We start from the raw sequence: 14743 nt of genomic DNA, 5'->3' as shown, positions 1-14743 counted from the left end.
CGCCCGGCTTTGCCATCCTGGATCTGGAACCCTTGAATCGACTCTTCGCCTTCGACCGCATCGCCGCGCTGATTCTGCGCAGCGAGCTTCTGTCGCCTGCGAAATCCGCTTGTGCTCGCCTGCCGCGAAATCTCACCTCTCCCGCTGTTGCGCTCGATCGTTGCAACAGCCTGCGCATCGTTGCGCCCGGGCCATACGTCCGCAGGCGCGAACCCGACGCACATCGAGACCGACCGAGAGGCGGAGCTTGTGGCATGAGCACCGTCTGATTCTGCCCGCCGGGATTGCCGCACCTTCGCGGCGTGCCCGGTCTGGTTTTAGCTCCGGCGATCAACGCATGGGGGTGCCCAGGCACCCGCTTTGTATCGGCCGCTTGAAGCGGCCAGGAGCTTTGACATGAAACGCATGTTGTTCAACGCCACGCAGTCGGAAGAATTGCGCGTGGCCATCGTCGATGGACAGAAACTTCTCGACATCGACATCGAACAGGCCGGGCGCGAACAGCGCAAGGGCAATATCTACAAGGCCGTCGTCACGCGCGTCGAGCCTTCGCTCGAAGCCTGCTTCGTCGACTATGGCGAAGAGCGCCACGGCTTCCTGCCGTTCAAGGAAATCTCGCGTCAGTATTTCAAGGAAGGCGTCTCCCCCTCGCAGGCCCGCATTCAGGACGTGATCCGCGAGGGTCAGGAAATGCTGGTGCAGGTGGAAAAGGAAGAGCGCGGCAACAAGGGCGCTGCGCTGACCACCATCATCTCGCTCGCCGGGCGCTATCTGGTGCTCATGCCCAACAATCCTCGCGGCGGTGGGGTGAGCCGCCGCATCGAAGGCGAAGACCGCCAGGAACTGCGGGAAGCGATGGACCAGCTCCAGTATCCCGAAGGCATGAGCCTGATCGCCCGCACCGCGGGCATCGGCCGCACCGCGGAAGAACTGCAGTGGGATTTGAACTACCTGCTCAAGTTGTGGAGCGCCGTGCGCGACGCCTCGGAGACGCAAAAGGGCGCGTTCCTCATCTACCAGGAATCGTCGCTGGTCATCCGCGCCATCCGCGACTATTTCACCAGCGACATCGGCGAAATCCTGATCGATACCGAGGACGTGTTCGAGCAGGCGCGGCAGTTCATGCTGCACGTCATGCCCGACACGGTCGAGCGGGTCAAACGCTACCGTGACGATCTGCCGCTGTTCTCGCGCTTTCAGATCGAGCAGCAGATCGAGACCGCCTATTCGCGCACGGTCAATCTGCCCGCCGGTGGCGCCATCGTCATCGACCACACCGAAGCGCTGGTCGCAGTGGACGTCAACTCCGCGCGATCCACCCGCGGCAGTGCCATCGAAGATACCGCCCTGCGCACCAATCTCGAAGCCGCCGACGAGGTCGCGCGACAGATGCGGCTGCGCGACCTGGGCGGTCTGATCGTGGTCGACTTCATCGACATGGAAGAGCCGCGCAACCAGCGCGCCGTCGAAGACCGTCTGCGCGACGCCCTGCGCCAGGACCGCGCCCGCGTGCAGGTGAGCAAGATCTCCAAGTTCGGCCTGCTCGAACTCTCGCGCCAGCGCCTGCGCCCCGCTCTTTCCGAGGGCGCCTATGTCACCTGCCCGCGCTGCAATGGCACCGGTCACATCCGCGACACCGAATCGAGCGCCCTGCAGATCCTGCGCATCATCCAGGAGGAGGCCATGAAGGAAGGCACGGCCGCGGTGCATGTGCAGGTGCCGGTGGAGGTCGCGTCTTTCCTGCTCAATGAAAAGCGCGCCGAGATCACCAAGATCGAACTGCGCCAACGTCTGTCGGTGCTGCTCATTCCCAACAAGCATCTCGACACGCCCAACTACAAGCTCGAGCGCCTCAAGCACGACGATCCGCGGCTGGACAATCTGCCCACCAGCTACAAGATGGCCGACGACATCGAGGAAGAGACCGCCATCACCCGCCGCGAAAAAGAGCAGCGCCCGCGCCAGGAAGCCCTGGTGCGGGGCATCACCCCGGAAGGACCGGCGCCCGTCATGCCCGCAGCGGCCGCCGACAAGCCGACACCTTCCGAGGCCGCAGCACCCATCCCTGCCGCCATCCCCGCAGCCGCCCAGCCCGCAGCGAATGGCGGCGGCTTCTTCGGCTGGGTCAAGCGCCTGTTCTCGGGCGAGCCGCAGCCCTCGGTGGCGGCATCTGAAGCGCCTACGGCCCCGATGGCTCAAACCCCTGCACTCACCCCCGCGCTGACCAAGGCCGATGCACGGAGCGAGCGCGGGCCACGCGGCGCCTCCGGCCAGAACGGCAACCGCCGCCGCGGTGGCCGAGACCGCCAACGTGAAGGCCAAGGTGAGTCCCGCCAACGCCAGACCCCCAATGTGAACAGCGACTCCGCCGAGACCGCCTCGGCCGAATCCGCAGCCTCCCGCGCCCGTCCGCCCCGCGGCCAGCAGGGCCAGACCGAGCGCAGCAAACGCGAACGCGCACCGGAAGAAGCCTCCGCGCGCAAGGACCGTGCAGCCGCTTCCACGCCCGCCGTCGACACAGCCCCTGAGGCCGCGGCCGCGGAAGGTACTGGCCGCACGAACGGCAGTGGGGGCAATCGACGCCCGCGCCGCGAAACCGCCGAGGGCACGCCTGAAGTCGAACGGATCGAGACCGCCTCCGCCGAAGCCCAGGCAGCAGCCGAGAGTGCCGACGATGCCACGCCCGCCGCAGAAGCCAGCGGCGAGGCCCAGACCGAGCGCAAGTCGCGCAGCCGTCGTGGTCGCGGACGTCGGGGTGGTCGTCGTGAGGGGGGGGCGGCGGAAGAGAACGTCGCAATCGGCGCCGAGGCACTTGAATCGGCGCCCGAAGCTGATTTGACTGATGCCGGAGAAAACACCGGACGCAGCTTCGGCTCGCTGGCCGCGCCGCTGGTCTTGGGTACGGTCGCCGCGACCGCCGCCGCTGCCCCGGCTGACGAATCGACCCCGCTTGCACCTGAAGCGCCCGATGTTCCTCGCGCTGCCGAACCGGTGGCCGCCCCGGCCTCCCCTGCGGTCGAGGTCGAGCCCGCAGCCGTCGATCTCGCGGCTGCCGAGCCTGCCATCGAGGCAACCCCGGACACTGCGCTGCAGGCCTCTGCGCATGTTGCGAACGACGGCGAGAGCGCTTCGGCAGCGGCCGCCAGCTACGTGCTTCCGGTCGATGCCCTTCAGGCCACCGCGCAGGCCGCGGGGCTGCAATGGGTGCAGTCCAACGCCGAGGCCATCCGTCGCGTCCAGGAAGAACTGGCAGCGCAACCGGCCCCCATCCACGTGCCGCGTGAGCGCAAGCCCGCGCCCAAGCTCGACGACGGCCCGCTGATTCTGGTGGAAACCGTCCGCCCGTTGCCCAGGCTGCAACTGCCGGATAACGATCAGCCTATGCCTTGAGCCCCAGGCTCACATCGGCATAGCGCAGCCACGCCCCGAGTTCGGCCTTCATGCGCGTGTTGTCCAGCCTTCGGGACTCGCGCATGAAGCTGAGCATCATCGAGCTCAGGCCCGCCTGCTCAGCCTGCACGCGGGCCACGCGCCGTGGCCGCGGAAGGCCGTACAGATCGGCGGCCAGATCGAAGTAATCGCCCATGCGCAGCGCGCTGTCATCGCTCACGTTGTAGACCCGGCCCGGCCTCGCACGATCGAGCGCCAGAAGGCAGAGGCGGGCGAGGTCATCGGCGTGGATGTGGTTGGTATAGACGTCCTCGTCGGGCTCGAGCACCGGAAGACCCCGCTCGAGCCGTGCCCTGGGAGAGCGTGATTGCGCGTCGTAGATGCCCGGTATCCGCAGCAGCCCGACGCGCCAGCCTCGCGCGGCGCCTGCGCTGCGCCAGAGGCGCTCGGCATCGCATCGGCGCTGGGCGCGTTCGGTCTGCGGTCTGCACGGACGGGTTTCAGGCACCCACTCGCCCGCGCAATCGCCGTACACCCCGGTGGTGCTGGCATAGACCACGCGCAAGGCTTTTTTCCCGGGGCCGGATAAGATGCCCGACTGTTTCAGTCTGGAAATCAGGTGGCGGCTTCGCAGATCGCGTGCTCCAGCCGTTTCGCCCGGCGGCGCCAGCATCAAGACCCGCTGGGGCGCGAGCCGGGCCAGACGCCACAGCGTCTCGGGCTGATCGAGATTGCCGACGATGGGCACGATGCCTGCGGCCCGCAGTTGCTCCAGCCGCTGGGGTGAGGAGGTCAGCGCCAGCAGCCGGTAGCGTGTGCGCGCCAGGGCAGCCACCCGCAGGCCGATGTCACCGCAACCCACGATGAGCAGCCGGGCACGGCCGCGTCCAGAGTTATCGTTCACAGTTCCTATCCAGTCATTCTTCTCATGAGCCATCTCGTCACCGTTCAACCCAGCGGCCATCAGTACACCGCCGAGGCGGAAGAAACCCTGCTCGCCGCCGCCATCCGTCAATCCGTCGGTCTGCCTTACGGTTGCCAGGACGGCGCCTGCGGATCGTGCAAGTGCAGGCTGCTCGAAGGCGAGATTGCCCTGGGAACCCATCAGCTCAAGGCCCTGAGCGAGGCCGAACATGCGCAGGGCTTCATTCTCGCCTGCCGCGCCAAGGCGCTCACCGATGTGGTGATTGAAAGCCACGAGGTCGTCGGTGCGGGCGAATTTCCGGTGAAAAAAATGCCGGCCCGCGTAAGCAGCATCGAGCATCTGGCGCCCGATGTGGTGCGGGTCATGCTGCAATTGCCCGCCGCCGACCCGCTGCGCTTTCGCGCCGGGCAATACGTCCAGTTTCTGTTGCGCGATGGCGCGCGGCGCAGCTACTCGATGGCGAACGCGCCCACCGAGTCGCCCCAGATCGAACTGCATCTGCGCCACATGCCCGGCGGCAAGTTCACCGATCATGTGTTCAACGCGATGAAGGAAAAGGAGATCCAGCGCATCGAGGGCCCGTTCGGCAGCTTTTTTCTGCGCGAAGATCCCGAGCACAAGCCGATGATCTTTCTGGCTTCTGGCACGGGCTTCGCGCCGATCAAGGCCATGCTGGAGCAGATGCGCGCCAACGCCGACGAGCGCGCCGTGACGCTTTACTGGGGCGGTCGCAAGTTACCCGATCTCTACATGCGCGACTGGGTCGAGCAGCAATGCGCGGCCATGCCCAATCTTCGCTTCGTGCCCGTGCTCTCGGAGCCCGAGACCGACTGGGCCGGGCGCACCGGGTTCGTGCATCTGGCGGTGATGGCCGACCTGCTCGATCTCGCCGGGCACGCGGTCTACGCCTGCGGCGCTCCTGTCATGGTCGAAGCCGCGCGGCGCGATTTCACCCAGCAATGCGGTCTGCCCGAAGAGTCCTTCTTCGCCGACGCCTTCACCACCGAAGCCGACAAGGCGGGCGCAAAGGCCTGAACGCGACTGCGCAAACCAAAAAAGGCCTGCTGATGCAGGCCTTTTTTGAGCGTGTGACGCTTACTCGCCGAGATAGGCCGCGCGCACCCGCGGGTCGTGCAGAAGCTCGTCCGCAGGCCCGCTCATGGTCACCTGCCCCGAGTCCATGACGTAGCCGCGGTCGGCCAGCCCCAGTGCGCGCTTGGCGTTCTGTTCGACCAGCAGAATGGTCACGCCCTGCTTGGAAATGTCTTCGACCACTTCGAAGATCTTGTCGACCATGATGGGCGACAGCCCCATCGACGGTTCATCGAGCAGCAGCACCTGCGGGCGGCTCATCAGCGCGCGGCCCATGGCCAGCATCTGCTGTTCACCGCCCGACATGGTGCCGGCGAGCTGATCGCGGCGTTCCTTCAGACGCGGGAAGATGCCGTAGACCTTGTCGATGTCGCTGTCGATCTCTTTGTCCTTGCGGGTATAGGCGCCCATCTGCAGGTTTTCCTGAATGGTCATGCGGGTGAACACCCCGCGCCCCTCCGGCACCATGCACAAACCCTGACGCACCAGATCGAAGGCTCCCTGGCCATTGATGGTTCGGCCGGCGTAGTGAACCTCGCCGTCGGTGATGGGCTGCAGGCCGGTGATGGCCTTGAGGGTGGTGGTCTTGCCTGCGCCATTGGCACCGATGAGGCTCACCAGTTCGCCCTTGCGCACTTCGAGGTCGACGCCTTTGACCGCCTGGATACCGCCGTAGGAGACGCGCAGGCCCGTGATTTTGAGTACGGTTTCGGACATGCTCAGTGCTCCCCTGCGCCCAGATAGGCTTCGATGACTTTTGGATTCTTTTGCACTTCGGCGGGCACCCCCTCGGCAATGATCTTGCCGTAATCGAGCACGGTCACACGGTCGCATAGGCCCATGACCAGCTTCACATCGTGTTCGATGATCAGGATGGTGCGGCCGTCCTTCTGGATCGCGGTGAGCAGTTCGCGCAACTGGAGCTTTTCCGTCGCGTTCATGCCGGCGGCGGGCTCATCGAGTGCGAGCAACTGCGGATCCGTCGCCAGGGCGCGGGCGATTTCCAGGCGACGCTGGTCGCCATACGACAGCGTGCGGGCGCGGAAATCGGCATAGCGCTCGATGCCCACATAGGCCAGCAAGTCGCGCGCACGTTCGCGGATGGAGCGCTCTTCATCGCGGAAGTGGCGGGTGCGGAACACCGCGCCGATGAGCGCGCTGTTGGTACGCACATGCCGGCCCACCATCACGTTCTCCAGCGCCGTCATGTCGGGGAACAGGCGGATGTTCTGAAACGTCCGCGCGATGCCCTCGCGCGCCACCTGATGCACCGCCGCCGGTTTGTAGGGCTTGCCGGCCAGGATGAAGTCGCCCGAATCCGGCGGATACAGCCCGGTGATGACGTTGAAGAACGTCGTCTTGCCCGCACCGTTGGGGCCGATCAGACCATAGATCTGGCCACGGTCGATCTGGATGCCCACGTCGCTCAGAGCCTGCAGGCCGCCAAAGCGCTTGGACGCGCCGCTCACGCGCAACACGGAGGTATCGCTCATGCCTTGCCTCCTTCCTGCAACGGGGTGGGCAGTTTGGCGAAGCTCTTGCCGTGTTCGGGCGCAGGCCACAGGCCTTTGGGCCGCATGATCATGATGATGATCATGGCCAGGGCGTAGATAAGCTGACGCAGAATGCCGCTGTCGATATACACATGGCCGAAGGCGTGCTGCTGCCAGTCGGAGATGAAGCCCATGTAGCGCAGCGCTTCGGGCAGCACCGACAGCATCACGGCGCCCAGAATGACCCCGGGGATGTGCCCCATGCCGCCGATCACCACCATGGCCAGCACGATGATCGACTCAAGCAGCGAGAACGACTCGGGCGAGACAAAGCCCTGGAAGGCCGAGAACATGACCCCGGCCACGCCGCCGAAAGTCGCCCCCATCGAAAACGCCAGCAGCTTCATGTTGCGGGTGTTGATGCCCATGGCCTTGGCGGCGATTTCATCTTCGCGCATCGCCATCCACGCGCGGCCGATGCGCGAGTCCTGCAGGCGGTAGCTCAGAATCACCACGCATACCACCAGCACCAGGAACAGGTAGTAATACTGCGCCACCGAGGGTATGGTGAAACTGCCGATGTCGATGTTCTGATTCAGATCCCAGCCGAACAGGCGAATGCCATGAATGCCGGAAATGCCCTGCGGGCCGTTGGTGATGTTCACCGGCGCGTTCAGGTTGTTCATGAAAATACGGATGATCTCACCGAACCCCAGGGTCACGATGGCCAGGTAGTCGCCGCGCAGCTTGAGCACCGGCGTGCCCAGCAGAATGCCCGCACCGGCCGCCAGGGCCGCCGCCATCGGAATGACCAGCCAGATCGACACGTCGAAACCGTTGGGAAACATCGCCCCCAGCGCATCGAAATTGCTCGTGAGCTGGTTGGACGACAGCAGTGCGTACAGATACGCCCCCACCGCATAGAACGCGATATAGCCCAGATCGAGCAGACCGGCCAGGCCGACCACGATGTTCAGGCCGAGCGCCAGCATGATGTAGAGCATGGCGAATGCCGCGATCCGCACCCAGGCGTCACCGGCGATCTGCAGCACCATGGGCAGCGCGATGAGCGCTGCGGCACCCGCAACGACCCAGACCCAATTCCTTTGCTTTTGCATGTTCGGTCTCCTCAGGCGCGATCGGCCACGCGCTCACCCAGCAGGCCTTGCGGGCGCAGGGTCAGCACCAGAATCAACACGATGAAGGCGAAGATGTCCTGGTAGTTGCTGCCGAAAATCCCGCCGGTGAAAGTGCCGATATAGCCCGCACCGAGCACCTCGATCAGGCCAAGCAGAATGCCTCCGAGCATCGCGCCCGAGAGGTTGCCGATACCGCCCAGCACCGCCGCGGTAAAGGCCTTCAGACCCGGCGTGAAACCCATGTAAAAGTTGGCGGTGGCGAAGTTGGCGAACCACATCACCCCGGCAATGGCCGCGAGCATGGCACCGATCACGAAGGCCGACGAAATCACGAAGTTCGGATTCACCCCCATGAGCGAGGCCACGCGCGGATTCTCCGCCGTGGCGCGCATCGCGCGGCCCAGCTTGGTGTGGTTGACCAGCCAGGTCAGCCCCGCCAGCAGCACGGCGGTGACCACCAGAATCATGATCTGCACCGGGGTGATGACAATGCCAGCGACGTTGATGACGTTGCTCGGCAGCAAGCCCGCCGGGAACACCTTGTAGTCGCGCCCCCAGATGATCATGGCCAGCGTCTCCAGCAGGATGGACATGCCGATAGCCGTGATCAGCGGCGCCAGCTTGGGCGCGTTGCGCAGCGGCCGGTAGGCGATGCGCTCGATGAAGTAGTTGAGCACGCCAGTCGCCAGCATGGCGATGATCAGGGCAATGATCACCGTCAGCCAGCCGGGCAGATGCGGCGCCACGTGATCGAGCACCTTGAACACGGTGTAGGCCGTGAGCGCCCCCACCATCATCACGTCCCCATGCGCAAAATTGATGAGGTTGACGATGCCGTACACCATGGTGTAGCCGAGAGCGATCAGGGCATACATGCTGCCCAGAACCAGACCGTTGACGATCTGCTGAAGAAAGATATCCATACCTGCAATCTCCTGACGAGCGGATGGCTAGTGAGTAACGGCTGAACTCTTTTGGAGCTGCCGGAGTGAAACCAGGGAATCGGGGTTGAAAGCAAGCGGCATGCCGACGCTGCCGCACCGTTGCGGTGCAGGCTGTGAAAGCAAGACGCGTGAAATCGACACCGTGCCGGACGCGAAGCGGGCGAACCCGTGGTTGGGCACGGCCAGACCCGGCACAGGCAGCGCCGGGCGGGGGTGAACAGGCTTCATGATCTTCTCTGGGGGCCGGGCTATCCTGGCCACCTGCTTTTTTGGGTGGCGCGATGATAACTGCCTCGAAAGGCTCACCCTGCATCGGGTCAACCCGCAGCTTGATCCTTCTCAGTCACCAGATGGCGCCGTTGCGGCACTGTCGTCTTCTGCGGCAGAAGATGACACCGTGCCGCGTTGGGCATTGCGCTCGGCCAGATCGTGCAGCCGCCGGGCGATGCGCTCTTCCACCCCACGCGTTGTCGGTTGGTAGAAGCGCGGTGGGGCCATGCCGTCCGGGAAGTAGGTTTCACCGGCGGCAAAGGCATCGGGTTCGTCATGGGCATAGCGATAGTCACGGCCGTAGCCCAGGTTCTTCATCAGCTTGGTCGGCGCGTTGCGCAGATGCAATGGCACGGGCTGGGTGCCCTGCTCGCGGGCGAAGGCGCGTGCGGCGTTGTAGGCCTTGTAGACCGCGTTCGACTTGGGGGTGACGGCGAGATAGACGACGGCCTCGGCGAGCGCCAGTTCACCCTCCGGGCTGCCCAGGCGCTCGTAGGTCTGCGCCGCTTCGAGCGCGAGGGTCAGCGCCTTGGGGTCGGCCAAGCCGATGTCCTCCACCGCCATGCGGATCAGCCGACGAGCCAGATAACGGGGATCGGCGCCACCCTCGAGCATGCGCGCGAACCAGTAGAGCGAGGCGTTCACATCTGAGCCTCGCACCGATTTGTGCAGCGCCGAGATCAGGTCGTAGGTCTGCTCGCCTCCCTTGTCGAAGCGCAACAGGGTGGCGCCCAGAGTCTGCTCCAGCAAGTCGGCGCTCAGGGTGGTCTGCGCCGCGCGCTGCGCCGCCTGAAGCGCCAGTTCCAGTGCGCCCAGCAGGCGACGGGCGTCGCCGTCGGCGTGGCGCATCAGGCGCTGCGCCGCGGCGGGCTCGATGGACTCGACCCCGCTGCCCGCCAGCGCGCGCTGCATCAGCAACTGCAGGTCGGCGTCGTCCAGCGGTTCGAGCACATAGACCACGGCGCGCGACAGCAGGGCGCTGTTGACCTCGAACGACGGGTTCTCGGTGGTCGCGCCTATGAAGGTGAACAGCCCGGACTCGACATGCGGCAGAAACGCATCCTGCTGGCTCTTGTTGAACCGGTGCACCTCGTCGACGAACACGATGGTGGCGCGTCCCCTTTGCTGCGCGGCCTGGGCCTGTGCCACCGCGTCGCGGATGTCCTTCACCCCGGCGAGCACCGCCGAGAGAGGCAGAAAGTCGGCATCGAAGGCATCGGCCATCAAGCGCGCCAGCGTGGTCTTGCCCACGCCGGGAGGCCCCCAGAACAGCATGGAGTGCAGCCGGCGCGTCTCGAACGCCACGCGCAGCGGCTTGCCGGGCCCAAGCAGGTGGCGCTGGCCCACCACGTCGTCGAGCCGGTGCGGCCGCAGCCGCTCGGCAAGCGGCGCGTGTGCCGACGCGGCCGCCCCGGCTGGCGCGGCGGCGGGCGGCTCGGCGTCGTCGAACAGGCCGGGGCTGCGTGGCATGGCGATCAGGGCTGGCGGATGACCGAGGCCCCTTTCGGCGGGGTGAAGTGGAAGCTGTCGGCAGCGAACACCGGGTTGCTCTTGATGGCGCTGAACCGCATGGTGGAAACCTGACCGAAGGCATCGCGCAGTTGAAGCTCGACGACCTCCGGGCCCTGCATTGTGGAGCGCAGGCCGATGCGAATCCAGTCGAAGTTGCTGTCCTTGGCCTGGGGCGTGGCCTGCACCCATTGCAGATCGTTGGCATCGGGCAGGGCCTGCAAGGTGAATAGCCGGGTCAGATCGGTACCGGCGAAGATGGCGGCCGGCGTGCCCTTGAAGGCCTGCGTGACCGGGGTGATCGTCACCTGATCGAGGTCGTGGTCATAGGTCCAGAGCTGCTTGCCGTCGCTGACGATGACCTGGGCATAGGGCTTGGTGTAGTCCCAGCGGAAGCGGTCGGGGCGCTCGAAGGCAAACTGCCCCGCCGCGGGCGCCTGCGCCGGGCCCTTGGGGTTGCTCACGGTCTGCGTGAACTGGGCGCTGCCGCCCCGGGTCTGCTTGAGCCATTGTTCGAGCAACTGCACCGAGGTGGCGGCCATTGCGGCGGGCGCGGCCGCAGCGAGCAGCGCGCCGACCAGCAAAGCGGCACGCAGCAATGCCCTGCGGCGGGCGATCAGGGAAATCATGGTCATGGTTTTTCAAGTCCGTTAGACAGGCGCGGCGCAGCCGCAGGCTCATTCCGGCCGCACCGGCACCAGGATGTCGCGATTGCCATTGGCGGTCAGCGCCGATACCAGTCCGGATTGCTCCATCTGTTCCAACAGTCTGGCAGAACGGTTGTAGCCGATGCGCAGATGACGCTGCACCAGAGAAATCGACGCCTTGCGGTGCTGCAGCACGATCTGAACCGCCTGATCGTAGAGCGGATCGCTCTCGCCGTCGGCCTGGCCCGCACCGCCCAGCGCGCCTCCGGCACCTTCCAGGTCTTCCTCGCCCGTGAGGATGCCGTCGAGATAGTTCGGCCCGCCGCGGCTCTTGATGTCTTCGACCACGCGGTGCACTTCGGCGTCGCTGACGAAGGCGCCGTGCACCCGCTGCGGCATGCCCGAGCCGGGCGGCAGGTAAAGCATGTCGCCCATGCCCAGCAGACTCTCCGCGCCCATCTGGTCGAGGATGGTGCGCGAATCGATCTTGCTCGACACCTGGAAGGCCATGCGGGTGGGAATATTGGCCTTGATCAGCCCGGTGATCACGTCCACGCTGGGACGCTGGGTGGCCAGGATGAGATGGATGCCCGAAGCCCGCGCCTTCTGCGCCAGACGCGCGATGAGTTCCTCGATCTTCTTGCCCACCACCATCATCAGATCGGCCAGTTCGTCGATGACGACCACGATGTTGGGCAGCTTCTCCAGCGGCTCGGGCGACTCGGGGGTGAGGCTGAACGGGTTGGTCAGAGGTTCGCCGCGCGCCCGGGCCTCCTGCACCTTGGTGTTGTAGCCCGCCAGATTGCGCACGCCGAGCTTGCTCATGAGCTTGTAGCGCCGCTCCATTTCGCCCACGCACCAGTTCAGCGCCTGAGCTGCCTGTTTCATGTCGATCACCACGGGCGCGAGCAGATGCGAAATGCCGTCGTACACGCTGAGTTCGAGCATCTTCGGATCGATCAGGATCAGGCGCACATCGCTGGGCTCGGCCTTGTACAGCAGGCTCAGAATCATGGCGTTGACACCGACGGACTTGCCCGAGCCGGTGGTGCCCGCCACCAGCAGGTGCGGCATCTTGGCCAGATCGGCCACGACCGGGTTGCCCACGATGTCCTTGCCCAGCCCCAGGGTCAGCATCGAGGCGGCTTCGTGGTAGTTGTTGGAACCCAGAATTTCCGACAGCTTGATGGTCTGCCGCTTGGCATTGGGCAACTCCAGCGCCATGGTGTTCTTGCCCGGAATGGTCTCGACCACGCGGATGCTCACAAGCGACAGGGCCCGCGCCAGGTCGCGCGAGAGGTTGACGATCTGCGAGCCCTTCACGCCGGTGGCAGGTTCCACCTCGTAGCGCGTGATCACCGGGCCGGGATAGGCCGCCACCACCCGCACCTCCACGCCAAAGTCCTTGAGCTTTTTCTCGATCAGCCGCGAGGTGAATTCCAGCGTCTCGTGGCTGACGGTCTCCGCCTGCACCGCCGGGGCGGCATCGAGCAGACTCAGCGCCGGCAGGGCCGAATCGGGCAATTCATTGAACAGCGGCTTCTGCTTTTCCTTCATGACGCGGGGCGATGGCGGCACGAACGCCACCGAAGGCTCGATGAGCACCGGGGCCAGCACGTCGCGCTCCTCCGCCAGAGGCCGCTGCAGTTCGACTTCCTTCTCGCGCTCCTGCATGGCCTGCTGCCCCGCCAGCACATCGTCCTCACGCCCACGCCGGTCGCGCTGCCAGGTCCACAGCCGCTCGATCCAGCCGCCCAGACGTTCGGCCGCATCGGCCCACGAAAAATGACCGACCCAACTCAGCGAAAACAGAAAGACGACGAGGAGCACCAGCGTGCCTCCGGTGTCGCCCAGCAGGGTATCCACCGCCATGCCGCAAGCATGGCCCAGCAGGCCACCAGCTTCGCCGGGCAGGCCACGGGCCAGGCTCCACAGCCTTGTGGCCTCCAGCGCCGCGCTCGATAGCGGCAGCAGCAGCAATCCTGCGACGGCGGCCACGGGCTGCAGCTTGCGCCACCGGCTCGCGGACACCGGCTCTTCCACTGGCGACGGCTCGGCCTGTGTCCGGCGCCACATGCGCAGCAAGCCGTACAGCCCCAGGGGGATCAGCCAGAGCGCCGAATAGCCGAGCAGAAAGTAGGCAATGTCGGACAACCAGGCCCCGAGCACCCCGACCCAGTTGGCCACATGGCCATCGGTACCCGAGCTGGACCAGGACGGATCGGTCTTGTGAAAGCTCAACAGGCTGAGGCTGAGCAGGATCCAGCCAATGAACGCAGCGGTCAGGCGAACTTCACCGGCAAACCGCTGCAGGCGACTGCGTGGCTCGGAGCGGGAAGCCGTCGCGGCGGAACGGCGTCGTGTATCGATTTTCGGCATGGGGGTGTTCAAAATCCGGGGTGATGCATCGCATCACATTGTGCCGCCCTCGACTACCGCATGGGCAGCAAGGCCAACATGGGGTCAACAGGCCCTGCCCGTCTGTCTCAGCCGACCAGACGATAGGGCGTGCGCGCCTTCCCGGGGCTCCCGGGAACCACAATCACAGCAAGCTGGACAGATGTTCGCGGATCAGCATGCTGCCATCCTCGCGCTCGACCACAAAGCCCTGCTGTTCAAAGTCTTTCATCACCCGGCTGACCATCTCGCGCGAGGCCCCGACCATCTTGGCCAGATCCTGGCGCGAGAGCTTGTTGCGGATCAAATGCTCGTTCTGCATCACATCGGTGAGTTCCATCAGCGCGCGCGCCACGCGGCCGTAGACATCCATCAAGGCCAGCGATTCGATCTTGCGGTCGGCCCGTCGCAGCCGCAGCGCCAGTCCCCGCATGATGGCGAAGGACATGCTTGTATTCTCGGGCAGGCACTGCAGAAAGGCCACGCGGCCGAGCATCATCACATCGGTCTGAACTTCGGCCTGAACAGTTGCACTGTGCGGCTCGCCGTCGATCAGGCTCATCTCACCGATGTAGTCGCCGGCGTGGAGCACGGCGATGATGACCTCGCGGCCCTTGGCGTCCATGCTCACCACCCGCGCCCGGCCCGACAGCAGGATGAACAGGGCGTTGGACTTGCTGCCCTGCTCGACGATGTTTTCCCCGCGCTTGTAGCGCCTCTTGACGATGGATTGCGAAATCGACCAGGCCTGCGATTCGGTGAGCACGGCAAACAGCGGCACGCGCCGAACCAGGTCAATATCGGTGATTTGCGACATCTGTTTCTCCAGTTTGCACAGCGGCAGAGTGATGGGGAACAACGGGATCGAGCAGCCAGGAATTAGCCTTGCGTCAAACCCCCGCGCCCAGCGCTCCTAAAATCTTGCGCATTGCGCGAT

Annotated in this window: 11 protein-coding genes; 2 read left to right on the top strand and 9 right to left on the bottom strand. The window is 65.3% G+C overall.

The features are described 5' to 3' along the window. The first annotated feature begins 396 nt into the window (after positions 1-396). The gene (locus tag ASC45_RS09030; protein WP_055450717.1) at positions 397-3390 is read left to right on the top strand and encodes an Rne/Rng family ribonuclease; all 2994 of its coding nucleotides are present in this window, start codon (positions 397-399) and stop codon (positions 3388-3390) included. Here the strand turns inward: ASC45_RS09030 and ASC45_RS09025 are convergent. Then, entirely contained in the window at positions 3380-4294 is a 915-nt protein-coding gene (locus ASC45_RS09025) for an SDR family oxidoreductase (protein WP_082454345.1), read from the bottom strand. The two genes, ASC45_RS09030 and ASC45_RS09025, sit on opposite strands and share 11 nt — an antisense overlap. Positions 4295-4318: 24 nt before the next feature. On the opposite strand from ASC45_RS09025, the gene ASC45_RS09020 reads away from it, so the two are divergent. Beyond that, positions 4319-5350, top strand: coding sequence for a CDP-6-deoxy-delta-3,4-glucoseen reductase (locus ASC45_RS09020; RefSeq protein WP_055450715.1), 1032 nt, complete (start codon positions 4319-4321; stop codon positions 5348-5350). A 60-nt stretch (positions 5351-5410) separates the two neighbouring features. Here ASC45_RS09020 and ASC45_RS09015 read toward each other — a convergent pair whose 3' ends face one another. The 8 genes from ASC45_RS09015 to ASC45_RS08980 all read right to left on the bottom strand — a co-directional run bounded on the left by ASC45_RS09015 (position 5411) and on the right by ASC45_RS08980 (position 14623). Next, on the bottom strand, positions 5411-6124 hold the full coding sequence (locus tag ASC45_RS09015) for an ABC transporter ATP-binding protein (RefSeq protein ID WP_055450714.1): 714 nt from the start codon (positions 6122-6124) through the stop codon (positions 5411-5413). A gap of 2 nt (positions 6125-6126) precedes the next feature. Further along, positions 6127-6900: an ABC transporter ATP-binding protein gene (locus ASC45_RS09010; protein ID WP_055450713.1), complete on the bottom strand. Its 774-nt coding sequence runs from the start codon at positions 6898-6900 to the stop codon at positions 6127-6129. After that, the gene (locus tag ASC45_RS09005; RefSeq protein ID WP_055450712.1) at positions 6897-8018 is read right to left on the bottom strand and encodes an ABC transporter permease subunit; all 1122 of its coding nucleotides are present in this window, start codon (positions 8016-8018) and stop codon (positions 6897-6899) included. Before ASC45_RS09005 ends, ASC45_RS09010 begins: the two co-directional genes overlap by 4 nt. A gap of 11 nt (positions 8019-8029) precedes the next feature. After that, entirely contained in the window at positions 8030-8962 is a 933-nt protein-coding gene (locus ASC45_RS09000) for a branched-chain amino acid ABC transporter permease (protein ID WP_055450711.1), read from the bottom strand. A gap of 360 nt (positions 8963-9322) precedes the next feature. After that, positions 9323-10723, bottom strand: coding sequence for a replication-associated recombination protein A (locus tag ASC45_RS08995; RefSeq protein WP_055450710.1), 1401 nt, complete (start codon positions 10721-10723; stop codon positions 9323-9325). A gap of 5 nt (positions 10724-10728) precedes the next feature. Beyond that, the gene (gene lolA, locus ASC45_RS08990; RefSeq protein WP_167344848.1) at positions 10729-11397 is read right to left on the bottom strand and encodes an outer membrane lipoprotein periplasmic chaperone LolA; all 669 of its coding nucleotides are present in this window, start codon (positions 11395-11397) and stop codon (positions 10729-10731) included. Positions 11398-11439: 42 nt separating this feature from the next. Further along, positions 11440-13788 (bottom strand): DNA translocase FtsK, encoded by a 2349-nt coding sequence (locus ASC45_RS08985; protein ID WP_055450709.1) that lies wholly within the window; start codon positions 13786-13788, stop codon positions 11440-11442. Between the two features lie 163 nt (positions 13789-13951). Continuing rightward, the gene (locus ASC45_RS08980; RefSeq protein WP_055450708.1) at positions 13952-14623 is read right to left on the bottom strand and encodes a Crp/Fnr family transcriptional regulator; all 672 of its coding nucleotides are present in this window, start codon (positions 14621-14623) and stop codon (positions 13952-13954) included. Between the last annotated feature and the right edge of the window lie 120 nt (positions 14624-14743).

Origin of the sequence: Thiomonas bhubaneswarensis, assembly GCF_001418255.1 — a bacterium.
GTDB lineage: Bacteria > Pseudomonadota > Gammaproteobacteria > Burkholderiales > Burkholderiaceae_C > Thiomonas > Thiomonas bhubaneswarensis.
Note: the sequence above shows the minus strand (reverse complement) of the source record. Positions and strands in the feature narration are given on the sequence as shown.